Here is a 26,477-nt window from a genome sequence, read left to right on the forward strand (position 1 = left end):
TATATCTTATCTCATTTTGTTTGTAAATACTTTTGTTGAATTTTTTTATAAAAATGATATAATTTCACCAAGGAGTGATTCCATGAAAAAAATAGCATTAATGTGTGATTCGAGTGCTGATATTACAGAAGAAGAAGCGAAGGCATTGGATATCCATGTTCTTCGAATGCCTATCACAATTGATGGCAAGGAATATATTGATAGTAAAACGATTTCTGATAACGATATTATAGAAGCCTTACGGGCAGAAAAGCAGGTAAAAACTGCACAGCCGGTTATTGGAGATATGGTGAATATGTGGATAGATTTATTAAAAGATTATGATGAAGTTTTTTATCTTCCACTTTCTAACAAATTAAGCGGAACTTGCCAAACTGCAATTGGTTTATCGAAAAAGTTTGAAGGAAGAGTACATGTAGTTGATAGTGAGCTGGTATGTTATCCGGTAGTATCTGTATTAAAAATGGCTAGAGAATTACTGGAAGAAGGATATAGCTGTGCACAGGTCAAGAAGAAGATTGAAGATGACGGAGAACTATATGCTGTTATTATTCCTGAAAATTTAACTGCATTAAAAAATGGTGGAAGAATTTCTCCTGCCGCTGCAGCATTGGCTGGTTTATTAAAAATTCAGCCATTATTAAGTGTGGAGCATGGTGCTATTGATTTAGTAGATAAAGTTCGTACCTTAAAAAAAGCATATCGAGAAGGTATTGAAAGAGTTACGAAAGATATTCATCCAGAAGATTACATTTGGATGATTATTGATGCGGATAATCGTGCGATGAGCGATGAATTAAAGCCAATTCTGGAAGAAGCATGTGGACAGCCGGTAGAACAGCGAACATTTAAAGCTGTCATTTTAACTCATACAGGACCTGGAACGATCGGATTTGGAAGAATTCGAAAATTAAAGTGAGGGATTGCTTATGATAGATGCACATATTGAATATCAAGGCGAGTATAGTTATGAGCATTTGATGGAGTATGTACAAGCAGCTATACATAATGGTATAGATGAAATAACGATTTTACAACCTACACACAAATTTAAAGAATGTTCCTTGTTATATAGAGAAATTTGTGCTTCTTATCCCTGTCAGAAAGAATGGTATGATCGTATAGAAAAAACCTCAATAGGATCCTATCAAGCCTTTATCAAAGATATGAAAAAACAGGAGTTTCCTATAAAGATAAATTTTGGATTGCATGTCTGCTATTTTACACAGCATGAACATTTTATATCGCAAATGTTAAATGCTTTTCCTTATGATGTAAAGGTAGGAAGTATTCAGTTTGTTGATAATCTGGCTTTTGACTGGAAAGAATCAAATAAAATGTTATGGAATAAGTATAATGCGGATTTTCTGCATCGAAGATATTATGAAATGATGAATGCGATGTTAACATCAAACTTGTTTGATGGCATCAGTGGATTTGATAATATTCGTACTGCTGGTGTGATGCCAAAATTCAGCCGTACACATACTTATCAAAAATTAGCAAAACTATTAATGCAGAATCAGATATATGTAGAAGATGATACAATGCTTCATCCTGATTTCTGCAGTCTTTGTACACATTACAGAGTGGTGTTAAAGCCTGTAAGCAGAAGTAAAAAACCTGATGATTTAGGAAAAGAAAATTATTAATATATTCGATTAACAGTGTTTTGTTTAGGAAACGCTGTTTTTTTTTCGTATAGTCTTAGGTCTTAAAAGTTAAAAATAAAGATCATACCTTTTTATGACGGGCTTTCTTTGAGTGTGGAAAAAATATAAAAAAAGCCTTTATTTAAAGGCTTAAATGACTATATGGCGGAGACTATGAGATTCGAACTCATGGTGGCGTTAACCACACGACGCTTCCAACATCGCACCTTAAACCACTCGGACAAGTCTCCAATTACTTCTCTTATTTTACTGATATTCTTTTAAATGTCAATAATAATTCTTTGAAAAAATTGTATTATGTTTTGTATTTTCTGTATTTTGTTTCGTATTAATATAAGGGAGAAATGGAGGGAATGAATTGTATGCTCTATACATAGAATGTATTGGGAGGTATTTATATGAATCGAAAACGTATTATTATCTTGCTTGCACTTTTCTTTTCCATACTTTTTTCTTCATTTTACTATATGTTGTTTTCAGTAATTGGAACATCTTCTTCACAAAAAACATTACATATGAATCAGGTAGGATTGTATAAAGAAGAAAAAAACTTAGAGGAAGCAAAGCAGAAATTGGAGGAGGATGGTTTTCACGTTTATCAAATGAAGCAGGGAGATGTTACAGCTTTGGTATGTGGTGTGAATGAGGATAAAAAGAAAACTGAAGAAGAACAAAAAGAATTAGCAGATAAAAACTACAGTTTTATAGAAAAAAGTGTGACAGTAAGCAGTGATGAAATTACAGACTTGATCAAACAGAAAAAATATAAGGAGGCTTTAGAAAAAATTGGGAATGAAAGTAAAACAGTTAAATGAAAAAGAAAGACCTAGAGAAAAGGCTTTATTAAATGGAATAAAAAGTTTAAGCAATAGAGAACTTATAGCGCTGCTGCTAAGAAGTGGGACAAGAGAAAAAAGTGCATTGGAGGTTGCGGATGAGCTGTTATGCACATTTGAGACGATGGGAGATTTGGGAAGTGCTTCTATACATGATGTAATGCATATCAAGGGTATTAAAGAAGCAAAGGCGGTAGAACTTCTTGCTGCTTTTGAGATAGGAAAGCGGATTGCTTTAGATGATATACAAGAGAAAGTACAAATAGGAAAACCGGAAGATGTCGTAGATTGGCTTCAACAGGAAATTGGCTTCTGTAATCAGGAATGTTTCTATGTGATTTTTTTAAATCAGAAAAATCAGATACAATCTTATAAGCAGATGTTTACAGGAACCTTAACGAATGCCAGTGTGCATCCTCGTGAAATTTTTAAAGAAGCTATGCGCTTGGGCTGTGCAAGAATTATGGTAGCTCATAATCATCCTTCAGGAGACCCCACACCATCAAATGCGGATATTGAGTTAACAAATCATATTGTAGAAAGTGGAAAGATGGTCGCAATCCCTTTGATGGATCATATTATTGTCGCAAGAAATGCATACATAAGTTTTCGACAAATGCGACTTATTGATTGAACTATTTTGGTTTAACAAGTATAATAGTAAAGAATTTAAGAGAGCGGTGAGTCGTTGTGAAGTTGAATCGATTACAGAAAATTATTTTAGGAGTTCTTGTTTTCTTTTTAATGATAGGACTTCTTTTACAAGGTATAAATGGAAATACTACAAGCAATCTGGGGTATGATGCATTTACGATGCTGAAATATTCTTTAATTGATCATCCAGTGGAAACAATAAAAGAATGGACACATGATTTTGCGAGTCTTTGGAGCGTTAAAAAAGAAAATGATATTTTGCGTTATGAATTGAGTCAGGCGCCTTCTTATCAGGCAAAATATGAAGATGCACAAAGAAGGATAACAGAGCTTGAAGAAGCCTTGGACCTGAAAGGGAAAGAACGCTATGAAAGTATTGCGGCAAATGTTGTTTCAAGAGATACATCTACATGGAATGATCGCATTACAATTGATAAAGGCAGCAAAGACGGTATTGTAGAAGGGATGGCTGTTGAATCTGTAAAAGGCATGATTGGAAAAGTTGAAAGTACATCTGATTATACAAGTGTTGTAAAGCTTCTTACAAGTGAAGATAAAAAAAGCAATGCATCGATTAAAATAAATATTGATGAAAAGCATAGCAGTGATGGAATATTGTATAGTTATGATGTGAAAAAGGGTGTCTATGTCGTATATTTATATGATGATACAGATAAAGTGAAAAAAGGAATGCAGGTTGTTACTAGCGGTAAAGGCGGTGTTTATCCTAGCGGGCTTCTTGTTGGAACCGTAGATTCTATACAATCTTTGAATAATCAAACCGGACAAACGATTTATGTTCGTCCAATTGATGATATGCAGGAATTTTCTATTGTACGTGTAATTGGAAGTAAGAAAGGGGAATAAGATATGGCGCATGTCGTTTTGTTTCTCGTATGTTCTTTATTTGATGAAATATTGAGTGTTTTGTTTCCAAATACATTTTTGGTGAATGATCTGCTGTTTATTCCAAATCTTGCATTTTGTATGATGATCTTAACGATTCGCAAGTTCTCATTAACAGATAAATGTTTGTTCGCTTTTGGATGTGGGATGTTTTATGATTTTTGTTTTGCCAATACGTTTTTGTTGTATGCCATCATTTATACACTTCTTGCCTGCATACTGCACTTATGGTCAAAACATTTAACAGAAACACTGATAGAATCGTTAATTCTATCAATTGTGACAATTTTCGTCAAAGACCTTTTGGTATATTTTGTAATGAGCTTTCAAGGCATTTCAGAGATTCCATTTCTTTTGTGGGCAGAACAGTTTGAATTATTAACATTGCTTGGAAATGCGGTTTTGGTATTGGGGATTGTTTTCCTTCAACGTAGCAAAGAGGATTATCTGGAAAAGAAAGCCAATAAAATACGAAGAGGGGAAAAAATACAATGGTTCAACTTAAAATCAAAGGAATAAATGGAAAATTTCATGTTTATATGACATCTTCTTACTTTGAAGAAGAATTAAATGAACTAAGCACAAGGCTGAAAATATTTACTTCTCAGCAAGAGAAGATGTTTTCTGCCTTTTTTCATTTGGAAAATGCAGCACAGAAACAAATCCAAACTTTATTTTCTTTTTGTCGTGAACATGAAATCTTGATAGAAGGAATAGATTTGGGGAATTGCAGAAATAGCAAAACATTAGATATACGAGAAGAAACGCTTTTAAATGGACAAAGTTATATTTTAAACGAAGATACTTTACTTTTAGGAAATATTGAGCCTCAGGCATATGTTTGTTGTAAAGGTAGTTTATATGTTTTGGGATGTGTAGAAGGAAATATAGATTTATATTATGAAGATAATATTCTTTGTGCATCAGCTTTATGTGCGAACGTTCGCATATGTGATTCGAAATTTCAAAATATGACATTTTTCTCTCCTGTGAAAGTATATTATGAAGAAGTACAATTAAAAACAAAGTCGTATAAGGAGGAGAAATTATGGGTGAGTCTATCGCAATAACGTCTGGTAAAGGCGGAGTAGGGAAAAGCAGTACGATTATTGGTATTGGAATGATATTGGCACAGATGGGGTATCGTGTCTGTATGATTGATATGGATCTGGGACTTAAAAATCTGGATGTTATGATGGGGCTGCAGCACCGCGTATTATATGATCTTAAAGATGTTATGGATGGCAAATGTACATTGTCACGTGCAATCTTACAAGATAAACAGCAGGATAATTTATATTTGATTCCAGCTTGTAAAACCATACATATTGCTTCTTTTCAGGGAGATCATTTTGAAGAAATCGTACAGTCTTTAAAACAAAGTTTTGATTATGTGCTGCTGGACACTCCTGCTGGAATGGAAAGTGGGTTTTTATACTCTATACGTTGTGTGAATAAGGCTGTGCTGGTAACAACACTGGATGTTACATCACTTCAAGATTGTGATCGAATTATTGGAATTTTGATGAAGGAAGGGATGGAAGAAATTTCTTTTGTTGTGAATCGCATGAATGTACATTTGATTGAAAAAGGAATCAGTGTTCCTTTGGAGGAAGCAAAAAAATGGCTGTCTGTTGAATTTTTGGGTTATGTTTTTGATGATGAGGAAGTTATGCGTTCGAATAATCATGGAACTCCAGTTGTTTTAAAAAGAGACACCTTACTGTATTCATGTTATTACAGTATTGTAAAAAATATGCTTGGTGAAAGGGTAGAACTTCCTAAATATAAAGAAAAGAGTCTTCTGCAAAAGCTGTTTGGATAAAAAGACATGTTTCTTTTCTATCTTGCATAAACTTGAGCAGGAGGGATGAAAATGGATGAATTAAGAGATGTACGAAAACGAATTTCTAAAAGACGAGGTGGTTATGGAGAAGAAAAACACAGACCCGTCTTTTTCTTTCGCTTTTTTTATCATGTTATCATGGCTGCTATGTGTATCTGTGTGCTTGTATTAGGGCTGCTTGTTTCAAATAAATTGGATCTGTTAGATCTTCCGGTATTAGAAAAAACATTACAGCTGGATGATCTTTCAAAGTGGATTCCTTTTGAAAAATGGTTTTCCTTAAAGGAAGAGGCAGTATCCACAACCCCTGTGTATACTCCGCTAGAAGAAAATCAGTATACAAATGGAACAAACATTGCCTATAATGTTTATCATGGGGTTGTGCTGCATGTACAAACAAATAAAGATAATAAACAAAGTGTTAGTATAAAGCAGGACAATGGAGTCGTTGCGACATATGGGAATTTGGATGAAGTGAAGGTAAAAAAAGGAGAGAGGATTTTAAAAGAAAAAATACTGGGTACATATACCTCCTATGTCACCATTGACTTTTTAAAAGATCAAAAACTAATAGCTTATGATGAAGCACTTAAAGAAAACTAAGATTCATATTTCTTGGCTGTGGGTTGTGTATTTGTTTCTTTTTTTAAACTATGCATATTTTTATTTAATGTTTTATATTTTTTTGATTTTAAGTATTCATGAAATGGCACATATTCTTATGGCGTGTGCTTTTCATTATCAATTTGAAAAAATTACCATTTATCCTTTTGGCTTATCGGCACAAATAAAAAATTTAGGTTATGGAAACTTGATACAGGAAATCTTAATTATATGCAGTGGACCACTAACACATGTTTGCATGCCTTTGCTGTTTGACTTTTTATGCAGTACAGGTATGATTTCAGAAATATTTTATGAATATTTATGTATGATCAATGCTTCTATTTTGCTTTTTAATCTTTTGCCCATCTACCCTTTGGATGGAGGAAGACTGGTACAAGTTTTTTTTCATTGTTTTTGCATATATAAAACAGCAGAAAAATGCACGTATTTGACAAGTTTTTTAGTCTTGTTGTTTTTTCTGTATAAAGGCTTATTTCAGGCTTATGCAGGATATATTGTCTTTATTTTTTTAGTTGTAGAATTATTTTTAGCTTGGAAAAGTCTTCCGTTACAAGCACTTCAATTTTATCGTTTCCGCTATCTTCATTCCTGCAAGGAAAAACCGTATCTGCACCATAAAAAGGACTTGTATAGAGGAAGGTATAACTTGTTTTATCGAAAGGGAGGCTGGATAGAAGAAACCTCATGGTTGTTAGAGAAGTTTGTGCCAAAGAATAGGCATTAAATAAGATTTATGATATAATCAATCCGTGAGGAGGCAGAGAGTATGAAAATAAAAATGTTTTTAATTTCTTTGCTTTGTTTTACTTTGCTGAGTGGTTGTAAAAAAGAACATTTTCAAGTAGCGACAACAGTGTATCCGATACAGTATCTGGTAGAACGTATTGCAGGAACTTATAGTAATCTTTCTGTTGAAACAATAAGTGAAAATTCTATGATTCAGCGTGCGCAGATCAAAGATAACTATACATCTATTTTAAAAAACAGTGATGCTTTGTTTTATATCGGAGGCTTGGAGCCCTATATGAATATGTATATGGAAGATATTCGTGAGAATGATATTGATATGGTAGATTTGGCTACGAAAAGTGCTATTTATAAATTTGAACGTTATACAAGTACCGTTGTAAACGGGCAGACAACAGGTGTGGAAACACCATATTATGATGGAGAGCTGTTCCAAACGATTGAGACATATGATTATGACCCTCTTTTATGGATGGATCCGGTTGCTATGACAAGTATGGCAAGTGATATCTTAGAATATCTGAATGCAAAATATCCACAGTATCGTTCCATTTTTGATGATAATTATAATAAGTTAGAATTGGACCTTGCACGTTTAGATGCAGATTTTCAAAAAATCTCTACAGCAAATGAGAACATCAGCTTTGTTTCTATGACACCAAGTTTTGGTAACTGGCAAAAATCGTATGGTATTGAGGTTTACCCTATTGTACTAAGCAAATATGGTGCTTTGCCTACAGCAGATCAGCTGGAAGTTATGAAGAAACGTATAAAAGATGATCATGTGCGTTATATAGCTATGGAAGATAATCTGCCTGAGGATATGGTGAAGTTAAGAAAAAAACTGATTGATGAATTAGGGCTTATTCCTGTGAATTTAAAAAATTTATCTTCGTTAAGTAAAGAAGATGAAGAAGCAGGAAAAGATTATTTATCTATCATGTATGAAAATTTAGAAACGCTGGAAGCTATCGCATCATAAGAAAGGTCTAAGGACCTTTCTTTGTGCGTTTTAAATAGCTGGGTATTAGGAGGAAGATTTATGAAAAAATTAATGTTAATAGATGGAAATTCGATGCTTTTTCGTGCATATTATGCCACATTATATGGAAGAATGATGAAAACCAGCAATGGGATTCCAACCAATGCAGTTTATGGCTTTATTACGATGATCAATAAGGCACTTTCTTTGATTGAACCAGATGCAGTTATGGTGGCATGGGATAGTGGAAAACCAACATTTCGTCATGAAAGCTATGATGCTTATAAAGGAACAAGAAAACAGCTCGATCAAGAGCTCATTGTACAGTTTCCAATCGCAAGAGAATATTTGGATGCATGCGGGATTGCACGTTATGAATGTGATGGTATAGAAGCAGATGATATCATTGGCTCCATTTCAAAGCAGCATCCTGATGTGCAAATACATATTTTATCAAGTGATCGAGATTTGCTGCAGCTGATTGATGATACAACAGATGTATACTTGATGAAAAAAGGGATTAGTGAGCTGGAAGTTATGGACAAAGCGAAACTGAAAGAAACTTTAGGTATTCTTCCTTCTCAAATCATTGATTTAAAAGCGTTGATGGGAGATACAGCCGATAATATTCCCGGCGTAAAAGGAATTGGTGAAAAAACAGCCTTAAAACTACTGGATACATATGAAACGGTGGATAATGTATATGCTCACATTGAAGAAATAAAAGGAAAGTTAAAAGAAAAACTGGAAAATGACAAAGAAAATGCTTTTATGTCAAAATTTTTGGCAACGATTCGCTGTGATGCGCAAATTCCTTTATCACTAGAAGATATGAAGATAAGCGAAAAGGAAGAATCTCTTCATGATTTCTTTGTGAAATATGAAATGAATACGTTTGCGAAACAAACAGCTAAAAAAGAAGAAAAGAAAGCAAAAAGAGAATATCGAGTTGTTCAGAAAATTGATGAAAGTTTATGTCAGAAACCAGGTTTTGTATATGCTGATTATGATAATGAGAACTATTATGATGCACAGTTATATGGTTTTGTATTATGCAATAAAGAGGATTGTGTTTATATAAAATTAGATGATGCGAAAAAGGATGAAACTTTTAAAGCGTATTTAAATCAGAAAGATGCACTAATGGTATATGATGCGAAAAACTTTTATCATGCATGTCATAAAAATGGATTGAAGTGTGGCGATGTAGTATTTGATTTGATGATTGCGGCATTTTTACTTGATGGAACAATTTCAGATTATGATAAGTTAAAAGAAAAATACGGATTTTATGAAACATTGAGCAAAGATGAAGTTTATGGTAAAAAAGGAAAGCCAAAACTTCCATCTTTTGAGGAACAGATAGAATATGCTTGTACACAGACAATGCAGATGTATGACTTAGTGGAAGATATCACAAAACAGCTGGAAGAAGCTAGTATGAAACAATTATTTGAAGAAATTGAAGTTCCTTTGACACGTGTGCTTTATGCTATGGAAAAAGAAGGTGTTGTTACAAGTTTATCTACACTGGATGAGATTGCGAAAGAAACAAATAGAAAAATAGAAGATTTAGCGAAACAAATCTATGATTTGGCAGGTATGGAATTTAATATCAATTCTCCAAAACAGCTTGCAGGGGTTTTGTATGATGAATTAGGGTTAAAAGCAGGAAAGAAAAGAAGTACAGCTGCAGATGTATTAGAAAAACTAATACATGTACATCCAATTATTCCTCTTCTTTTGGAACATCGTAAATACCAGAAGATTTATAGTACTTATGCAGTTGGATTAAGCCGTCATGTATTGTCAGATGGAAAAATTCATACGATTTTTAATCAGATACAAACCCAGACTGGCCGTTTATCTTCTTCTGAGCCAAATCTGCAAAATATATCTGTACGTGATGAAGAAGGCAAAGAAATAAGAAAGGCCTTTGTTGCGAGTGAACATCATGTTTTGATGTCTGCTGATTACTCACAGATTGAGCTGCGAATGTTAGCCCATATGGCAGATGAAAAGCAAATGATCGATGCATTTAATCACAACATTGATATTCATACCAAAACGGCAATGCAGATTTTTGATGTAGAGCAGGAAAATGTCGATGCGAATATGCGTCGAAGTGCAAAAACGGTAAACTTTGGGATTGTGTATGGACAAAGTGATTTTGGTCTAAGTGAACAGCTGGGAATTACTAGAAAAGAAGCCCATGATTTTATTGAAAAATACTTTATTTCATATCCTAATATCAAAACCTTTATGGATCAAACAATTGCTTTTTGTGAGGAACATGGATATGTGGAAACATTATTCCATCGCAGAAGATATATAAAAGAAATTAATGATAAAAATTATATGATGCGTGAATTTGGCAAAAGAGCAGCGATGAATGCACCAATTCAGGGAAGTGCTGCAGATTTAATTAAGCTTGCAATGATACAGATTTATAAGAAAATGCAGGAAGAAAATGTAACATCACGTATGATATTACAAATTCATGATGAGCTTATTTTTGATGTATGTGAAGAGGAAATTGATATTATGAAAAAAATTGTAGAGGAAGGAATGCAGAATGCGATGAAGTTAAAAGTTCCTTTGGTGGCAGAGGCTGCGATTGGAAAAACATGGTATGATGCAAAATAGGTGAATTATGCCAGAATTACCAGAAGTAGAAACAGTTGTAAGAACATTGGAACATCAGTTGCAGCATGTAAGTATTCTTGACTGTAAAGTATTATGGGATAATATCATTGCTTATCCGGATGTTTCAACATTTACAAAATTGATAAAAGGAAAAACCATACATTCTTATTCTCGTCATGGGAAATACCTTATGTTTGATTTAGGTGAATATATGTGGATCGTTCACTTGCGAATGGAAGGAAAATTTTATGTGATGCAGCAAAATACTCCAATAAACAAGCATACACATGTGGTATTTAGTTTGAATGATGGAAGAGAACTGCATTATAACGATACACGTAAATTTGGAAAAATGTATTTATATGAAAAACAAGAAACTATAGAAGAATATCCCTGTTTTAAAAAAATTGGCTATGATGTTTTTGATGAAAGATTAAATGCACAGTATCTATATCGCCTCTTGCATAAAAAGCCAAGTGTATTAAAGGCAGTGCTGCTGGATCAAAACATTATGGCTGGTATTGGAAATATCTATGCCGATGAAATATGTTTTGCGATGAAAATGCATCCAGAAACAAAAATTTCACATTTGCGAAAAAAAGATTTTGAAGAATTGTTATATCAGGCGAGAAGAATCTTGTCAGGTGCAATAGCTGCAGGGGGAACAACGATTCGCTCTTATACTTCCAGTCTGGGAGTTGATGGGAGATTTCAGTTAAAGTTAAAAGTACATGCGAAAAAAGGAGAGAAATGTTTGGTGTGTCAAAGTGAAATCAAGAAGATTGTTGTAGCAGGAAGAGGAACCTGTTATTGTCCGACATGCCAGCGAAAACGATGAAAAAAATAGGATTAACAGGAGTAATGGGAGCTGGAAAATCCAGTGTTATTGAAATCTTGAAACAAAAACAGATCCCTGTTTTGGATTGTGATGCAATCAATGCATCCTTGCTGGAAAAAGGAGAAGAGGGTTATACGCAAATTATAGCGCATTTTGGAAGTGGTTTATTAGATGATGATGGAAATATAAATAAACAAAAGATGAGCCATGAGATTTTTAAAAACCCTTTAAACAAAACACAGGCAGAAAAAATTCTGCACCCTTTGATTCAAAAAAGAATCATGCAAATTTTGAATGATTTAAAAAAGGAAAGAATTGTAGTTGTTGAAGTGCCCCTTTTATTTGAAGTGCATTGGGAAAGTTTTTTTGATGAAGTATGGGTTGTTGCGTGTGAAGAACAAGTATTATTAGAACGTCTTGTGAAATATCGTCATGTCGATAAAGAAGAGGCAAAGATAAGATTGTCTCATCAGTTATCGCAGGATGAAAAAATCAAGCGTGGAGATGTCATTTTATGGAATAATGGGAATAAAAACGACCTATACCAAAAGATATGTGCTATACTGGAGAAGTAAAGACGAGGAGGAAGTGTATGGCTGGAAAAGAAGATAAGTGCTGTATAGAAGTCATGGGTGAAATGACGATGGAGAGAAGTGCTGCTTTTTCTATGCTGTATTATCCTTTGATTGGAAAAGATGCCGCCGTTTTGTATCATACTTTAATGGCGATTGCGACAAGGTCAAGAAAAATAAAAAATCACTTATTAATTGAAAAAATCAGTGGATTATCTGCTGCATTGATAGAAAAAAACAGACATGTATTAGAACAATTTCTGTTGTTGAAAACATATTACAAAGCAGAAGAAAATCGATTTGTATATCAGTTGTTTGTGCCAAAAAATGGAAATGAGTTTTTAAGACACGAAGTATTTGGCAGATTGTATATGAAAAAAATGGGAAAGCAGGTTTATGAGTTTAATAAATTGTGTTTTGCCTTGAATGTAGAAGATAAAAGCGAATATTTGGAAATAACCGCTCCTTTTGAAAATCTTCTGGATGATGAATGGAAAGGAAAGGAAGAAGAAGCATTTCGAAAAAGCCGACCGAAAGAAGAAGGATTATACCAAAGTGAATTCGCATTGCGATTTAATTATGATCGCTTTTTACAAGGGTTATCTACATCGGTATTTCCTCAAATGGCACGTAATGAAAAAAATCTTCGCTGTATTGGTGAGCTGGCGACCATTCATGGAATTGATGAAATGTCCATGCGTAAGTTAGTGTCACAGAGCATGAATTTAAAAGATAATACTTTAAATTTAGAGGTTTTAAAAAGAAAGGCTAGAAGCTTTCAAGGGGAATGGAAACAGGAGGAAAAAGACATTTATAAACTTCCACCAGTTCGTTTCCTTCAAAACCTGCAAAGAGGAATTGCTGTCAGCAATACAGATAAGAAATTAATTGAATCACTTTTGCATGATTTTCAGATGCAGCCGGATGTTGTCAATGTTTTGATAGAATATGTATTAGAAAAGACAAATCAGAAACTTACAAAATCTTATGTAGAAAAAATTGCAGGAGAGTGGGTTCGCTTGCAAATTGATACTTCTCAAAAAGCTTTTGAACATATTGCAAATGATAAACAGAAAAAAGTTGATAAAGTTTCATCGAAAAAACTTCCTGAGTGGTATCATAATCAGGACCTTGTACAGTCTAATGATGTAAAAGTCGATGAGGAAGAATTAGAGCGTTTAATGAAACAGCTGGGAGGTGAATAACTTTGGAGAAAATGGAATTTAATTTTATGCTTAGCAAGGAGCAGCAAAGTGCAAAAGAAAAGCGAGTACAAAAATTATTACAAAACCCGTATTTGCTGGAATGGAGAAAAAAATACGCTGTGGATGATACGTTTGTGTATGATCATAGCGGACGTTTCCAAGATTATTGTGACAGCATGGAAAAATGTAAGCATTGTCAGGGGCTATGTTTTTGCAGACAGCCTTTGCATGGAAAATATATGGAGTTAAGAGTTGATGGTATTTTGGTTCAGGAACTTGTTAATTGTTCCTATCAGCTGCAAGAAAACAGCTTGTTTGCACATCAGAAAAAGTATCGTTTAATGGATATGCCTAAACAAAATCTTTTGGTAAATATTTCGAAGCTTGATCTTCGAAATGAAAGTATGGAATATAAACACGTTGTTATGCAGGTACTACAAAAACTGATGGATGAAGAAGATACAAAAGGGCTTTACTTCTGGGGAAAACCAGGTGTAGGGAAGAGTTATCTTGCGGCAGGGATGTGCAATTACTATGCAAAAAAAGGGTATGGAGTTGCCTTTGTGAATGTAGCAAGACTTATTGCAGATTTGAAAATGATGTTTCAAGATCCAGCTGCCATGGAGGAAAGAATTCGAATGATTCAGCATGTTGATGTTCTTGTGCTGGATGATATTGGAGGAGAAAGTGTTACTTCATGGAGCAGGGATGATATTTTATTGCCTTTGCTTGATGCAAGAATGGAAAACAAGAAAAGAACAATTTTTACAAGCAATTACAGCTTAGAAGAATTAAAAGATAAATTGGCTATGGCTGGAAGCAAAAAGCAGGAGCCGATGGCAGCTCAGCGTCTTCTTGAAAGAATATGTGCACTATCTTGTGAAATTTTTGTGAAAGGTTGTTCAAGAAGAAAATAAATGCTAGTAAAAATTGTCAGATAATGGTATCATATAGGACGTGAATGGAGGAATTTATATGGTAAAACGTATAGGAGTTCTAACATCTGGTGGAGATGCACCTGGGATGAATGCAGCCATTCGTGCTGTTACCAGGGTGGCGTTAAACAGTGGAATCGAAGTCTTCGGTATTTATGATGGATACAAAGGTATGGTAGAGGGATATATTGAACCTTTAACAAAAGCCAGTGTAGGGGAAATTATAGATCGCGGAGGAACGGTTTTGGGTTCTGCTCGACTTCCTGAATTCAAAGATGTTGAAGTTAGAAAAAAAGCAGTTCAGCAGCTAAAGAAAAGAGGAATAGAAGCAATTGTTGTTATTGGCGGTGATGGTTCTTATCGTGGTGCTTTAGCATTGACGGAGATGGGTATTAACTGTATCGGTTTACCTGGAACAATCGACAATGACATTAACTGTACTGATTTTACGATTGGATTTGATACTGCACTTACAACGATTGTAGAAGCAGTCGATAAACTGAGAGATACTTCCAGTTCACATCATCGCTGTTCTATTGTCGAAGTTATGGGAAATCGCTGCGGGGATTTGGCAATCTGGTCAGGTATTGCCTGTGGCGCTGAAATCGTTATAACTTCTCAAACAGGTTTTGAAGAAGGCGAAGTACTTGAAAGATTGCGCGATTTTGATTTGATTAAGAAAAAACGTCATGCAATCGTGGTAATTTCTGAAAAAATTACAGATGTACATCAATTTGCTAAAAAAGTTAGTCTAAATACTGGTTTTTCCGGTCGTGCAACCGTATTGGGTCATGTGCAGCGTGGAGGATCACCTACACCAACCGATCGAGTGCTTGCAAGTCGAATGGGAGAAAAAGCAGTGGACTTGTTAATGCAGGGGATTGGTGGACAATGCGTTAGTATTAAGGACAACCAGATTATATCTGTACCGATTGAAGAAGCCTTGAACACGCCAAGAGAGTCTCGTAAGAAATTACAAAATCTATTTGAACGTTTGGTATAAAAATCGGATAGTAGAAGTGAAATAGTTATTTGGAAAGGAAAGTATGTATGATTGAAAATAGAAAAACAAAAATTATTTGTACGATTGGTCCTGTTTCAGAAAGTAAAGAAATGATGACAAAGTTAGTAGAAAACGGAATGAATATTATTCGTTTGAACTTTTCTCATGGTGATTATGAAGAACATGGAAATCGTATTAACAATATTCGTGAAGTTGTTAAAGAAACTGGAAAAAATGTAGCTATTCTTCTAGATACAAAAGGTCCTGAAGTACGTTTAGGAGATTTCGAAAACAAACAGGAAACTTATGAAAAAGGTGATGAAGTTACAATTGTTCGCGAAAAAATCTTAGGAACTCATGAAAAATTCCATATTCAGTGTCCTGAAATTTTTAACGATGTTGAAGTTGGCGGAACAATTTTAATTGATGATGGGAAATGCCGTTTAACTATCCTTGAGAAGAAAGAAGGAGAGTTGCGTTGCCGTATCGAAAATCCACATACATTGAAAAGCAGAAAAGGATGTAATCTTCCTGGTGTTAAATTAAGCATGCCATTTGTTTCCGCAAAAGATGATGCGGATATCCGTTTTGGATGTAAAATGGGTGTAGATTACATTGCGGCATCTTTTACTCGTAGAAAAGAAGATGTATTGGCAATTCGTAAAATCTTGGAAGAAGAAGGAAGACCAGATATTCAGATCATTCCAAAAATTGAAAATCAGGAAGGATTTGACAATTTGCGTGAAATCCTAGAAGTGGCTGATGGTGTCATGGTAGCTCGTGGAGATTTAGGAGTCGATGTATCTTTTGAATTGGTACCTCTATATCAAAAACAGATTATCAAAACAGCGAATGAACTAGGAAAACCAGTTGTTACAGCTACACACATGCTGGAAACAATGCAGCAGAATCCTCGTCCAACTCGTGCAGAAGCAAGTGATGTTGCAAATGCTGTATTAGATGGAACAGATGCTATCATGCTGAGTGGAGAATCTGCAGCAGGTGATTATCCAGTAGAAGCAGTACAAACAATGGATCGCATTGCGAAAGCAATGGAACCAACACTTCCATATCATGAACGTTTGAAAAATGCTATGAAAACTAGCCAGAGAACAAAAAATGATGCAATTGCTATTTCTGTAGCAGATACTTCTATGACATTGGATGTTGCTGCTGTTATTGCGTTTACACAGAGTGGAAACACAGCACGCCGTATTTCTAAATACCGTCCAAAAGCACCAGTTATTGCTGTTACATTTGATGAAAGAACACAGCGTTCACTGGCTATGAACTGGGGAGTAACAACAGTATTGTCTGAAGTTGCAAACAACCAGAACAATGAATGTGAGTTAGCACGTACTATTGCAAAAGAACATGGAATCAAAGATGGAGAAACAATCATCTTGGTTGCAGGTTATCCAGTAGGATGCGGTGCTACTAATACAATGAAAATTATTGAAGTTTAATAATTTATGAAAATCCTGTTTTAAAACGGGATTTTTTCTATTATATGAATTTAGAAATGAAGGAAGTTGATATTGTAGTGAAAATCACATATGTGATAAAATAAGAAAAAAAGGAAGGAGCTTTCGATATGAAAGGTATGATTCAAAAATATGCAGAATTAGCAATTCGTAAAGGAGTTAATCTGCAAAAAGGACAAATTCTTATTATTAATGCTTCTGTCAATGCGGTTGAACTAACAAGAGCTTGTGTAGAAGAAGCTTATAAAGCAGGTGCGAAAAGGGTACAGGTATTTTATCAGGATGAATATATAAATAGAAGTAACTATTTCTATCAGAGTGATGAAGAACTTCAGCATATCTATCCCTGGGAAATTGATAGTCGCTTAGATTTGATGAAAGATGGTGCATGTATTCTTCATATCATTTCTGAAATTCCAGGTATTATGAACGGAGTTGATGCATCTAAAATCAGTAAAGCAAGAATGGCGAAAGCAATATTAAGTAAAGACTTACAGGAATACACCATGTTGAATAAAACACAGTGGTGTATTATTGCAGTTTCAAATAAGGAATGGGCAGATGTAGTATTCCCAGAATTTGAAGGAGAAATTGGTGCAGAAGAAGAACTTATGGATAGAATTCTTTCTAGTGTTCATGTAAGGGAAGATAATGATCCTATTGAAGAATGGACAAAATTAAATGCTTCTTTCCAGTCTAGAATTCAGAAACTTAATACGTATCATTTTGATTCTTTGCATTTCGTGAACTCTTTAGGAACGGATTTATATGTTGAACTTCCTAAAACTCATATTTGGGCAGGAGGAAGTGAAAAAACAGAAAGTGGTGTAGAATTTAATCCCAATATGCCTACAGAAGAAATCTTTTCTATGCCAAAACGTGATGGGGTAAATGGAATTGTATATGCTTCTCGTCCACTTCTTTATAATGGAACAATGATCAATGATTTCTGGATTCGTTTTAAAGATGGAAAAGCCGTTGAATTTGATGCTAAAGAAGGATTGGATGCACTAACAGAACTTATAAATTTTGATGAAGGAAGTTCATATCTTGGAGAAGTTGCACTAGTTCCATATCATTCACCAATTTCAGAAAGTGGTATATTATTTTACAATACCTTATTTGATGAAAATGCGTCTTGTCATTTAGCACTTGGTGATGCATATCCTATGAATATAGAAAATGGTACTAAAATGAGTGAAGAAGAATTGAAACAGGCGGGTGCGAATTCTTCTTTAACACATGTTGATTTTATGTTTGGTAATGAAGATATGTGTATTACAGGAAATAAGGATGGCAAAGAGATTCCTGTATTCAAAGATGGAGATTTTGTATTTTAAATATAGCATACAAATGCGATTCCTATTTTAAAATAGAAAGGTTACTAATTGACATTACTTCATATTTGTTGTATAAAGTATACAGATAAAGACAGTGAAAAGGACATGAAACAGATATTTTTGATGCAGAGAGAAAAGCGGCTGGTGAAAGCTTTTTGAAAAAATACTGATTTTACTACCTTGGAGTTGCCCCTGAAAAGGTGTGCCGTATACCTTGCGTTATAGGTTTTGAGAGTCTTATGAGTTTCATAAGGAAAAAAGGTGGTACCGCGTTTAGACTGACGTCCTTTGACGACAGTCTTTTTTTAGTTGTATGGGAGGTAAATTATGATTGATATTAGAGAAAATGAAGCATTAAGTGTTTTAAATCATTCTTGTGCTCATATGATGGCACAGGCAGTGAAACGATTGTATCCACAAGCTAAATTCTGGGTTGGACCAGTTGTTAGTGAAGGATTCTATTATGATATTGATTTAGGTGATGAAGTAATCAAAGATGAAGATCTTCCGAAAATCGAAAAAGAAATGAAAAAAATTGCGAAAGATGGAAAACGTATCGTTCGTAAAGAGATTTCTAAGGCAGAAGCTTTGGAAATGTTTAAGGATGATCCATATAAAATTGATTTGATTTCTGATTTAGAAGATGGAACAATTACATGTTATCAGCAGGGGGAATTTATTGACTTGTGCCGTGGACCTCATGTTGAAACTGTAAAACAGTTGAAAAACTTTAAACTTTTAAAACATTCTGGTGCATATTGGAAAGGCGATGCCAACAATAAAATGCTTCAGCGTATTTATGGTGTTTGTTTTGAAAGTGCAGAAGCTTTAGAAGAACATCTAGAAATGCTGGAAGAAGCAAAAAAACGTGATCACAAAAAAATTGGTAGAGAAATGGGATTGTTTATGATGAGCGAATACGCTGCTGGAATGCCTTTCTTCTTGCCTAATGGTATGATCTTACGTAATTTGTTAGAAAATTTCTGGTATGAAGAGCATACAAAAGAAAACTATCAGTTTATTAAAACTCCGATCATGATGAGTAAAGAATTATGGGAAACAAGTGGACACTGGGCAAATTATCGTGAAAATATGTATACAACATCGGTAGATGATAGAGAATTTGCGATTAAACCAATGAACTGTCCAGGCTCTATGCTTGTGTTTAAAAACGGCTTACATTCTTATAAGGATATGCCAATGCGTATTGGGGAACTTGGACAGGTACATCGTCATGAAGCAAGTGGTGCTTTGAATGGTTTGTTCCGTGTTCGTACATTTACACAGGATGATGCACATATCTTTATGCGTCCAGATCAGATTGAAAGCGAAGTTAAAGAACTCATTCGTTTTATTGATCGTGTATATTCTATTTTTGGTTTATCTTATCGTATTGAACTTTCTACACGTCCAGAAGAAAAATATATTGGTGATTTAGCAATCTGGGAAGAAAGTGAAAAAGCACTTGCGGCAGCATGTGTAAGTGCAGGGAAAGAATATAAAGTAAATCCAGGGGATGGAGCATTTTATGGTCCAAAACTTGATTTCCATATCAAAGATTCTTTAGGAAGAGAATGGCAATGTGGTACCATCCAGCTGGATATGAATCTTCCAGAACGTTTTGATTTAACTTATGTAGAAAAAGATGGTTCAAAAGTTCGTCCAGTTATGCTGCATCGTGTGATCTTTGGATCTATTGAACGTTTCATCGGTATTTTGATTGAACATTTTGCAGGACACTTCCCAACTTGGCTTGCTCCACAACAAGTAATGATCATTCCTGTACATTATGAAAAACACGCAGAATATGCAGAAAAATTAAATGAAAAATTGCTTGCCTTAGGATTTAGAAGCAAAGCAGATACTAGAAATGAAAAACTAGGATATCGTATTCGTGAAGCACAGCTTGCGAAAGTTCCTTACCAGCTGGTAATTGGAGATGGAGAAGTTGAAAATAATACGGTAACGATTCGTCGTGCACAAAGCAAAGATTCACAAACTGTAAATGTTGAAGAATTTATTGAAATGCTTACAAAAGAAGTGGAGAATAAACAGTTATGAGATTTTTAAAAGGTGTACTTGCAGCAGCTCTTGTATTGACTATGACTGCTTGCTCTTCTAAAGAACCTACAAAAGAAGATCCATTAAAAATCTTAGTTCCGCAAGGGGCGCCAGCTTTAGCATTGCTGCCTTTATATGGACAAGAAAATATAACGGTTGAAACTGTAGCGGGAAGTGATGCGCTGCTTGCTGCTTTATCAAAAAAAGACAGTGAATATGATGCAGTTGTAGCTCCTATCAATGTTGGTGCAACATTGATTGAAAAAGAAAAAACGGATTATGTATTAGATAGTGTAGTTACCTGGGGGAATTTGTATATTGTAGGAACAGATGAATCTGCGTTATCTGAAGAAGGTATGTTTGCAGCTTTTGGAGAGGCTGCAGTACCACAAAAAGTTTTGATGAGCAGTATGGATATGGATACGATTAAAGGTGAGATAAAATACTTTGGTTCTGCGAACGAAGTATCTGGAACTCTTCTTGCGAAAAAGGCAAATGCAGGTCTACTTGCAGAACCTGCAGTTACAGCTACAATTGCAAAGGCAAAACAGCAGGGGATAGAATTAAAAGTATTAAAAGATTTACAAAAAGAATATCAGCAAAAGAACAATACACCTTCATATGGTTATCCTCAAGCAGCCTTGTTTGTTAAAAAAGGAAGCGAAGAAAAATTATCTTCTGCTTATGATAAGATGGAAGAATTCGCAAATAAAACAAGTCTAGAGGATGAAAATGCAATTGTTGAAGCAGTACAAAAAGCAACGCCAGAGAAGTTAGGAATTCCAAATGCAGAAATTGCACAAAAATCATGGAAACGTCAAAATATACGTGTTGTTAAAGCGGTTGATGTAAAAGATGATATAAATACATTTTTGAAACAGTTTAATATTAATATTACGGATGATGCTTATACAAAATAAAGGAAGGTAATTAAATATGAAATATGCAATAACTTATATGAATAATATGGTATTTCAACATTTTGGAAAATGTCCGGAATTTTTATTAGTTGATATTGAAGATGGAAAACTGGTAAATAAAGAATTGCTGTCTTCCAATGGAAGTGGGCATGGTGCACTTGTTACACTGCTAAAAGAAGCAAATGTAGATATGCTGGTATGCGGTGGAATTGGACAAGGAGCTAGAGATGCACTTGCACAAAATAGTATTTCTTTGATTTCTGGGGCAAGTGGAAATGTAGATGAAATCATTGAACAATTAATAAAAGGAACTTTAAAAGACGATCAAAGTGGCATGTGCAACCATCATCATGATGGAACAGAACATAATTGCGGAGAACATAAGTGTTCAGATCATTAAGACATAAAGCAGCGGTTTTCCGCTGTTTTCCTTTTTTTATACAAAACTTATAGGATGTTGTGTGCGAAGTGTACAAATTATAGAAATAGTCTTTTTATAACGATAAAATTATGATAAAATATATTTAGTATATATAGGAGGTATGCCAAATGAGCATCGGTCAGAAATTTAAAGAATTTATAGCACCTATGGATGAAGATGAGGTATTGGAAGTAGAACAGGAAGAGGACACTCCTTCTATTTCTGCTTATGAACAGCCAAAATCGAAAGCAGTAAACCGTTTGCCAGGCGATACAAAAATGGTTTTATTTGAACCTAGATCTTTTGATGAAGCAGAAGAAGTGGCAAAACGCTTGAAAGAGAATAAAGCAGCTGTTATCAATTTACATAAACTTCAAAGAGATTATGCACAAAGAACAATTGATTTTTTAACTGGTGTAATTTTTGCATTAGATGGATCCATCCAGAAAATTGGACATAATGTTATTTTGTGTGCACCTAAAAATGTAGCCGTTCATGGGGAAATCAGTCTGGATGCAGATGAGGATTAATATCTGAAAAGATATCTGGAACATTTTCGGGGTAATGAGGAATTTGCCAAACGCGTTTACGACTTGTTGGAACAGTGTGAACGTAAGAAGCGAAGGATACTTACTCCCTTTTTTTCGCCAGATCAGATTTCTATTTGTGAACAGATTTTGGGAAAACAGGTGTATTATAAAATTGATGGAGGGTATGATGGAGCAGAACGCTGTCGTATAGCAATTTTACCTTATGAAGAAGATGCAGATATGAAAATTACATGTTTAAAAGCAACTTATTCTTCACAATTTGCAACTTTATCGCATCGTGATCTTCTAGGTGCCCTATTAAATCTTGGGTTAGAAAGAGAAACTCTAGGGGATTTACTGGTCAAGGATAATGCAATTTATATATTTGTTGATTCAGAAATAGAAAATTATATTGTTTGTAATTTAACAAAAATAAAACGATGCAGTGTGCATTTTCAGCCATATTATGAGAAAATTGAATATACGCAAAACATTATTTATAAAAATCTAATTGTATCGAGTTTGCGTCTTGATGTATTGGTTTCTGCTCTTGTTAATGTATCAAGGAAAAAAGCACAGGATTTTATTCGAGCAGGATATGTAAAAGTTAATCATATAGTTCTTGATGAAAGTTCATATTTATGCAATAATAATAGTGTTATTTCCATTCGTGGACATGGGCGTTTTCATTTTAAGGAAGTCATAAAGAGGACGAAGAAAGACCATTTAGTGATCGAAACGGGAAAATATCAGTAAGCAAGGGTGATGATATGGAAAAACGTGTATTTGACACAATGAAAAATGGATATAATCGTTATCAGGTAGATGACTATATACATTCTTTGGCAGAGGAAATTGAATCTTTGCGAAAAAAACTGGAATGTAACAACGTAATGATGGAACGTTTAAGTAAAGAAAAAGATGATTTGGAAAAAAAGTACAAAGAAGTAAGTGACAACCTGTATATTAAAGAGCAGGCTGCTGGAGAAATGGCACGAATGGCAATGAAGGAAGCCAATATGATTGTAGATACGGCAAATCAGAATGCGGAAACTATTATTAAAGAAGCGCTGATGATGGCAAGAGGAATTCTCTTGGATATTTCCAGATTAGGAAATGAAGCAAGAGATATGAAAGGAAATATGCAAGAGGAGTTAGAACGAATTAGGGAAGCTCTTGAAAATTTTGAGACTCCTGCAATACCGGATTTAAATCTATTGAAAAAAGAAGAATTGTAAAAGCTAGGAAGAAGACAAGTTTTTGTTTATGGATTTTAAGAGAGTAAACGGTTGGTGTAAGTTTATATGAAGTATACAAAAATATCACTTTGGAGCTGATTATCTGAACATAGTAAGATAGTTCGATACACTTATCGTTAAAAGTAGAGTGCTCTGTATAGAGAACTAAGGTGGTACCACGTTAAGCGTCCTTAGATGGATGCTTTTTTTATTTATAAGGAGGATGTTAAGTATGGAATATAAAGATACATTGTTGATGCCAAAGACAAGTTTTGAAATGCGTGGAAAGCTTCCAAGCAAAGAACCTGGATTTCAGAAACGTTGGAAAGAAATGAGCATTTATGAAAAAATGCTGGAAAAAAGAGAGGGATGTGAAGCATTTGTTTTGCATGATGGACCTCCTTATGCAAATGGTGATATTCATTTAGGACATGCATTAAATAAAGTTTTAAAAGATGTTATTTTAAGAAGTAAATTTATGGCAGGATATAAAGTGCCATATATTCCAGGATGGGATACACATGGACTTCCTATTGAAACAGCTATTCAAAAATTGGGTCATAACCGCAAAGAAATGGAATTATCTGATTTCCGTAAATTATGCTATAACTATGCATTGGAACAGGTAGAACGTCAAAAAGCTGGTTTCTTATCTTTAGGGGTAGTAGGAGATTATGATCATCCATATATTACATTGCAGAAGGAATTTGAAGCTCATCAAATTGATATTTTTGGTAAAATGGCAATGAATGGTTTGATTTATAAAGGATTAAAACCAGTATACTGGAGTCCATCTAGTGAGACAGCTTTAGCAGAAGCAGAAATTGAATATAAAGATATTAAATCACCTACAATTTTCGTTAAATTTGCTGTAAAAGATGGAAAAGGAGTTTTAGATACAGATACATCTTTTGTTATTTGGACTACAACACCTTGGACAATTCCTGCTAACTTGGCAATTTGTTTGAACAAAGATTATACATATGCACTTGTAGAAAGTGAAAAGGGAAAATTGATCGTTCTTGATGAATTAGTTGATTCTTTGTGGGAAAAATTTGGATTGACAGTAAAAAACAAAATTGCTACTTATAAAGGCAGTGAGTTGGAAATGATTACTTGCCAGCATCCTTTATATGATCGCGAATCTTTAGTGATTCTTGGAGATCATGTTACAGCTGACGCTGGTACTGGATGTGTTCACACAGCACCAGGATTTGGTGCAGATGACTTCTTTATTGGACAAAAATACGGTTTGCCAGCATATTGTAATGTTGATGAACATGGATGTATGATGGAAGAATGTGGAGAATGGTTAGCTGGTCAATATGTTGATGATGCGAATAAAACTGTTACACAGAAATTAGATGAACTTGGAGCATTATTAAAACTTGAATTTATTACCCATTCCTATCCACATGATTGGAGAACAAAAAAACCAATTATTTTCCGTGCAACAACACAGTGGTTTGCATCTATTGATAAAATTCGTACACAGTTGTTAGATGAAATCGCAAAAGTAGATTGGATTCCTAAATGGGGCGAACAGCGTATGCATAATATGATTGCAGATCGTGGAGACTGGTGTATTTCACGTCAGCGTGCATGGGGTGTGCCAATTCCAATTTTCTATGCTGAAGATGATACTCCAATTATGGATGAAAATGTATTTGCACATGTAGCTGCATTATTTAAAGAACATGGTTCTAACATCTGGTTTGAAAAAGAAGCAAATGAACTTCTTCCAGAAGGATATACACATCCTGGTTCACCAAATAACATTTTCCGTAAAGAAACAGATACAATGGATGTTTGGTTTGATTCAGGAAGTTCTCATACTGGTGCTATGATGGATAGAGGTTTAGGATATCCTGCTGATTTATATTTTGAAGGAAGCGACCAGTATAGAGGGTGGTTTAACTCTTCCTTGATTATTGGTACTGCAGTACATGGACATTCTCCATATAAACAAGTATTAAGCCATGGATTTGTTATGGATGGCAAAGGGGTTAAAATGTCGAAATCTCAGTGGAATGCAGTAGCACCTGGGGAAATCACAAAGAAATATGGGGCAGATATTCTTCGTTTGTGGGCAGCTAGTGTAGACTATCAGGCAGATTGCAGTATGTCTGATGAGATTATGAAACAGGTTAGTGAAAACTATCGTAAAGTACGTAATACATTTAGATTCCTGCTAGCAAACATCAATCCTGAAACAGATTTTACAAAAGAAGATTTAGTAGATGTAAAAGAGTTAAGTTTATTAGATAAATATATGCTGATTCGTTTATATGAAGTAAATGAAAAAGCTAAAAAAGCATATAAAGAATATCGTTTTGCAGATGTTACAAGTATGTTGACAACATTGATGACAAATGAATTTTCTTCTTATTATCTAGATTATACAAAAGATATTTTGTATATTGAAAAGAAAGATGATGTAAAACGTCGTCAGGTACAAACTGTTCTATATCATGCTTTAAATGTACTTGTCCGTTTATGGGCTCCAATTCTTGTTCACACTTGTGAAGAAGTAAATGATTTCTTCCACGCAGAAGATGAAAGTATTCACTTGGGAAGCTTCTTGGAATCTATTGATGTTGAGGAAAATGAAGAAATTAAAGCTGAGATGGAAAAATTAATGGCAGTACGTAGCGATGTCTTTAAGGCTTTGGAAGAAGCACGTGCGGATAAAATCATAGGTAAATCATTGGAAGCTTATGTGAAAGTGCATGTGAATGAAGAGCTATCTACTTTAATTAATAAGTATTGTGGTGCTCACTTTAACCAATGGCTAATTGTCTCTAAAGCTGAACTTTGCAATGAAGAATTAAAAACATATGATGTATGTCAGGTAAGTGTAGAAAAATGTAATGGTCATGTATGCCCACGCTGCTGGAATATCACAGACTCTACAGCAGAAGATGGATTGTGTGAACGTTGTGCATCTGTATTAAAATAAAGTATAAAAACAGTGAATAAAATAGATATTCACTGTTTTTAACATTCTCTCATA

General features: G+C 34.4%; 26 protein-coding genes, 1 tRNA gene and 2 other annotated features. Of the genes, 26 read left to right on the forward strand and 1 reads right to left on the reverse strand.

Translation table 11 applies throughout. The annotated features are described in order from the left end of the window. Positions 1–82 precede the first annotated feature (82 nt). Together A9CBEGH2_RS02105 and A9CBEGH2_RS02110 are read left to right on the forward strand one after the other, a co-directional pair. On the forward strand, positions 83–919 hold the full coding sequence (locus tag A9CBEGH2_RS02105) for a DegV family protein (protein ID WP_115714593.1): 837 nt from the start codon (positions 83–85) through the stop codon (positions 917–919). Positions 920–929: 10 nt separating this feature from the next. Beyond that, positions 930–1,652, forward strand: coding sequence for a PHP domain-containing protein (locus A9CBEGH2_RS02110; protein WP_115714594.1), 723 nt, complete (start codon positions 930–932; stop codon positions 1,650–1,652). A gap of 163 nt (positions 1,653–1,815) precedes the next feature. Here A9CBEGH2_RS02110 and A9CBEGH2_RS02115 read toward each other — a convergent pair. Beyond that, positions 1,816–1,903: transfer RNA gene (locus tag A9CBEGH2_RS02115), tRNA-Ser, on the reverse strand. 168 nt (positions 1,904–2,071) lie between these two features. Between A9CBEGH2_RS02115 and A9CBEGH2_RS02120 the strand changes: the two genes are divergently transcribed. The 24 genes from A9CBEGH2_RS02120 to ileS all read left to right on the forward strand — a co-directional run bounded on the left by A9CBEGH2_RS02120 (position 2,072) and on the right by ileS (position 26,423). Beyond that, on the forward strand, positions 2,072–2,488 hold the full coding sequence (locus A9CBEGH2_RS02120) for an SPOR domain-containing protein (protein ID WP_118277078.1): 417 nt from the start codon (positions 2,072–2,074) through the stop codon (positions 2,486–2,488). Further along, positions 2,466–3,143 carry a RadC family protein gene (radC, locus tag A9CBEGH2_RS02125; RefSeq protein ID WP_115714596.1) on the forward strand — a complete coding sequence of 226 codons (678 nt, stop codon included), beginning with the start codon at positions 2,466–2,468 and terminating at the stop codon, positions 3,141–3,143. Before A9CBEGH2_RS02120 ends, radC begins: the two co-directional genes overlap by 23 nt. Before the next feature lie 56 nt (positions 3,144–3,199). Continuing rightward, positions 3,200–4,030: a rod shape-determining protein MreC gene (mreC, locus tag A9CBEGH2_RS02130; protein ID WP_232057299.1), complete on the forward strand. Its 831-nt coding sequence runs from the start codon at positions 3,200–3,202 to the stop codon at positions 4,028–4,030. Positions 4,031–4,033: 3 nt separating this feature from the next. Then, positions 4,034–4,588 (forward strand): rod shape-determining protein MreD, encoded by a 555-nt coding sequence (locus A9CBEGH2_RS02135; RefSeq protein ID WP_115714598.1) that lies wholly within the window; start codon positions 4,034–4,036, stop codon positions 4,586–4,588. Further along, positions 4,561–5,139, forward strand: a complete 579-nt coding sequence (locus A9CBEGH2_RS02140; RefSeq protein ID WP_118361110.1) for a hypothetical protein — start codon at positions 4,561–4,563, stop codon at positions 5,137–5,139. Before A9CBEGH2_RS02135 ends, A9CBEGH2_RS02140 begins: the two co-directional genes overlap by 28 nt. Continuing rightward, positions 5,118–5,894, forward strand: coding sequence for a septum site-determining protein MinD (gene minD / locus A9CBEGH2_RS02145; protein WP_115714600.1), 777 nt, complete (start codon positions 5,118–5,120; stop codon positions 5,892–5,894). The genes A9CBEGH2_RS02140 and minD overlap by 22 nt, the downstream gene beginning before the upstream one ends. Before the next feature lie 51 nt (positions 5,895–5,945). Then, positions 5,946–6,518, forward strand: a complete 573-nt coding sequence (locus tag A9CBEGH2_RS02150) for a M23 family metallopeptidase (protein ID WP_115714601.1) — start codon at positions 5,946–5,948, stop codon at positions 6,516–6,518. Positions 6,519–6,549: 31 nt separating this feature from the next. Next, a complete protein-coding gene (locus A9CBEGH2_RS02155) occupies positions 6,550–7,266 on the forward strand; it encodes a site-2 protease family protein (RefSeq protein WP_456298102.1) in 717 nt (238 codons plus the stop codon). A gap of 42 nt (positions 7,267–7,308) precedes the next feature. Continuing rightward, on the forward strand, positions 7,309–8,271 hold the full coding sequence (locus A9CBEGH2_RS02160; protein WP_115714602.1) for a metal ABC transporter substrate-binding protein: 963 nt from the start codon (positions 7,309–7,311) through the stop codon (positions 8,269–8,271). Between the two features lie 60 nt (positions 8,272–8,331). After that, positions 8,332–10,917, forward strand: a complete 2,586-nt coding sequence (gene polA / locus A9CBEGH2_RS02165) for a DNA polymerase I (RefSeq protein WP_118277081.1) — start codon at positions 8,332–8,334, stop codon at positions 10,915–10,917. A 7-nt stretch (positions 10,918–10,924) separates the two neighbouring features. After that, positions 10,925–11,755: a DNA-formamidopyrimidine glycosylase gene (gene mutM / locus A9CBEGH2_RS02170; protein ID WP_118277082.1), complete on the forward strand. Its 831-nt coding sequence runs from the start codon at positions 10,925–10,927 to the stop codon at positions 11,753–11,755. Then, positions 11,752–12,330, forward strand: a complete 579-nt coding sequence (gene coaE / locus A9CBEGH2_RS02175) for a dephospho-CoA kinase (RefSeq protein ID WP_118277083.1) — start codon at positions 11,752–11,754, stop codon at positions 12,328–12,330. The genes mutM and coaE overlap by 4 nt, the downstream gene beginning before the upstream one ends. A gap of 17 nt (positions 12,331–12,347) precedes the next feature. After that, the gene (locus A9CBEGH2_RS02180) at positions 12,348–13,532 is read left to right on the forward strand and encodes a DnaD domain protein (protein WP_163104174.1); all 1,185 of its coding nucleotides are present in this window, start codon (positions 12,348–12,350) and stop codon (positions 13,530–13,532) included. An 11-nt stretch (positions 13,533–13,543) separates the two neighbouring features. Beyond that, on the forward strand, positions 13,544–14,449 hold the full coding sequence (gene zapE, locus A9CBEGH2_RS02185; protein ID WP_115716034.1) for an AFG1/ZapE family ATPase: 906 nt from the start codon (positions 13,544–13,546) through the stop codon (positions 14,447–14,449). Between the two features lie 58 nt (positions 14,450–14,507). Beyond that, the gene (gene pfkA / locus A9CBEGH2_RS02190) at positions 14,508–15,470 is read left to right on the forward strand and encodes a 6-phosphofructokinase (protein WP_115714607.1); all 963 of its coding nucleotides are present in this window, start codon (positions 14,508–14,510) and stop codon (positions 15,468–15,470) included. Between the two features lie 47 nt (positions 15,471–15,517). Then, positions 15,518–16,936 (forward strand): pyruvate kinase, encoded by a 1,419-nt coding sequence (gene pyk, locus A9CBEGH2_RS02195; protein ID WP_163104175.1) that lies wholly within the window; start codon positions 15,518–15,520, stop codon positions 16,934–16,936. 128 nt (positions 16,937–17,064) lie between these two features. Then, positions 17,065–18,294, forward strand: coding sequence for an aminopeptidase (locus A9CBEGH2_RS02200; RefSeq protein WP_163104176.1), 1,230 nt, complete (start codon positions 17,065–17,067; stop codon positions 18,292–18,294). Positions 18,295–18,379: 85 nt separating this feature from the next. Next, positions 18,380–18,586 (forward strand) — a binding site (T-box leader). A 35-nt stretch (positions 18,587–18,621) separates the two neighbouring features. Beyond that, complete coding sequence (gene thrS / locus A9CBEGH2_RS02205; RefSeq protein ID WP_115714610.1) at positions 18,622–20,355, forward strand: threonine--tRNA ligase; 1,734 nt, start codon at positions 18,622–18,624, stop codon at positions 20,353–20,355. After that, the gene (locus tag A9CBEGH2_RS02210; RefSeq protein ID WP_163104177.1) at positions 20,352–21,275 is read left to right on the forward strand and encodes a hypothetical protein; all 924 of its coding nucleotides are present in this window, start codon (positions 20,352–20,354) and stop codon (positions 21,273–21,275) included. The genes thrS and A9CBEGH2_RS02210 overlap by 4 nt, the downstream gene beginning before the upstream one ends. Positions 21,276–21,291: 16 nt before the next feature. Then, positions 21,292–21,675: a NifB/NifX family molybdenum-iron cluster-binding protein gene (locus tag A9CBEGH2_RS02215; protein WP_118277086.1), complete on the forward strand. Its 384-nt coding sequence runs from the start codon at positions 21,292–21,294 to the stop codon at positions 21,673–21,675. A 149-nt stretch (positions 21,676–21,824) separates the two neighbouring features. After that, positions 21,825–22,226 (forward strand): cell division protein SepF, encoded by a 402-nt coding sequence (locus A9CBEGH2_RS02220; protein WP_115714613.1) that lies wholly within the window; start codon positions 21,825–21,827, stop codon positions 22,224–22,226. A 159-nt stretch (positions 22,227–22,385) separates the two neighbouring features. Then, positions 22,386–22,982, forward strand: a complete 597-nt coding sequence (locus A9CBEGH2_RS02225; RefSeq protein WP_232057301.1) for a YlmH/Sll1252 family protein — start codon at positions 22,386–22,388, stop codon at positions 22,980–22,982. A gap of 14 nt (positions 22,983–22,996) precedes the next feature. Next, on the forward strand, positions 22,997–23,464 hold the full coding sequence (locus tag A9CBEGH2_RS02230) for a DivIVA domain-containing protein (protein WP_115714615.1): 468 nt from the start codon (positions 22,997–22,999) through the stop codon (positions 23,462–23,464). After that, positions 23,461–23,660, forward strand: a binding site (T-box leader). It overlaps the preceding gene by 4 nt. A gap of 36 nt (positions 23,661–23,696) precedes the next feature. Continuing rightward, complete coding sequence (gene ileS / locus A9CBEGH2_RS02235; protein ID WP_118277087.1) at positions 23,697–26,423, forward strand: isoleucine--tRNA ligase; 2,727 nt, start codon at positions 23,697–23,699, stop codon at positions 26,421–26,423. Positions 26,424–26,477: the final 54 nt, after the last annotated feature.

Origin of the sequence: Amedibacterium intestinale (assembly GCF_010537335.1) — a bacterium.
GTDB lineage: Bacteria > Bacillota_I > Bacilli_A > Erysipelotrichales > Erysipelotrichaceae > Amedibacterium > Amedibacterium intestinale.

Excerpts from the sequence above, each read along its gene's own strand:
- A9CBEGH2_RS02105 (WP_115714593.1), top strand. The coding sequence starts at position 83 with ATGAAAAAAATAGCATTAATGTGTGATTCGAGTGCTGATATTACAGAA.
- A9CBEGH2_RS02110 (WP_115714594.1), top strand. The coding sequence starts at position 930 with ATGATAGATGCACATATTGAATATCAAGGCGAGTATAGTTATGAGCAT.
- A9CBEGH2_RS02120 (WP_118277078.1), top strand. The coding sequence starts at position 2,072 with ATGAATCGAAAACGTATTATTATCTTGCTTGCACTTTTCTTTTCCATA.
- radC (WP_115714596.1), top strand. The coding sequence starts at position 2,466 with ATGAAAGTAAAACAGTTAAATGAAAAAGAAAGACCTAGAGAAAAGGCT.
- A9CBEGH2_RS02135 (WP_115714598.1), top strand. The coding sequence starts at position 4,034 with ATGGCGCATGTCGTTTTGTTTCTCGTATGTTCTTTATTTGATGAAATA.
- A9CBEGH2_RS02140 (WP_118361110.1), top strand. The coding sequence starts at position 4,561 with ATGGTTCAACTTAAAATCAAAGGAATAAATGGAAAATTTCATGTTTAT.
- minD (WP_115714600.1), top strand. The coding sequence starts at position 5,118 with ATGGGTGAGTCTATCGCAATAACGTCTGGTAAAGGCGGAGTAGGGAAA.
- A9CBEGH2_RS02150 (WP_115714601.1), top strand. The coding sequence starts at position 5,946 with ATGGATGAATTAAGAGATGTACGAAAACGAATTTCTAAAAGACGAGGT.
- A9CBEGH2_RS02160 (WP_115714602.1), top strand. The coding sequence starts at position 7,309 with ATGAAAATAAAAATGTTTTTAATTTCTTTGCTTTGTTTTACTTTGCTG.
- polA (WP_118277081.1), top strand. The coding sequence starts at position 8,332 with ATGAAAAAATTAATGTTAATAGATGGAAATTCGATGCTTTTTCGTGCA.
- mutM (WP_118277082.1), top strand. The coding sequence starts at position 10,925 with ATGCCAGAATTACCAGAAGTAGAAACAGTTGTAAGAACATTGGAACAT.
- coaE (WP_118277083.1), top strand. The coding sequence starts at position 11,752 with ATGAAAAAAATAGGATTAACAGGAGTAATGGGAGCTGGAAAATCCAGT.
- A9CBEGH2_RS02180 (WP_163104174.1), top strand. The coding sequence starts at position 12,348 with ATGGCTGGAAAAGAAGATAAGTGCTGTATAGAAGTCATGGGTGAAATG.
- zapE (WP_115716034.1), top strand. The coding sequence starts at position 13,544 with ATGGAATTTAATTTTATGCTTAGCAAGGAGCAGCAAAGTGCAAAAGAA.
- pfkA (WP_115714607.1), top strand. The coding sequence starts at position 14,508 with ATGGTAAAACGTATAGGAGTTCTAACATCTGGTGGAGATGCACCTGGG.
- pyk (WP_163104175.1), top strand. The coding sequence starts at position 15,518 with ATGATTGAAAATAGAAAAACAAAAATTATTTGTACGATTGGTCCTGTT.
- A9CBEGH2_RS02200 (WP_163104176.1), top strand. The coding sequence starts at position 17,065 with ATGAAAGGTATGATTCAAAAATATGCAGAATTAGCAATTCGTAAAGGA.
- thrS (WP_115714610.1), top strand. The coding sequence starts at position 18,622 with ATGATTGATATTAGAGAAAATGAAGCATTAAGTGTTTTAAATCATTCT.
- A9CBEGH2_RS02210 (WP_163104177.1), top strand. The coding sequence starts at position 20,352 with ATGAGATTTTTAAAAGGTGTACTTGCAGCAGCTCTTGTATTGACTATG.
- A9CBEGH2_RS02215 (WP_118277086.1), top strand. The coding sequence starts at position 21,292 with ATGAAATATGCAATAACTTATATGAATAATATGGTATTTCAACATTTT.
- A9CBEGH2_RS02220 (WP_115714613.1), top strand. The coding sequence starts at position 21,825 with ATGAGCATCGGTCAGAAATTTAAAGAATTTATAGCACCTATGGATGAA.
- A9CBEGH2_RS02230 (WP_115714615.1), top strand. The coding sequence starts at position 22,997 with ATGGAAAAACGTGTATTTGACACAATGAAAAATGGATATAATCGTTAT.
- ileS (WP_118277087.1), top strand. The coding sequence starts at position 23,697 with ATGGAATATAAAGATACATTGTTGATGCCAAAGACAAGTTTTGAAATG.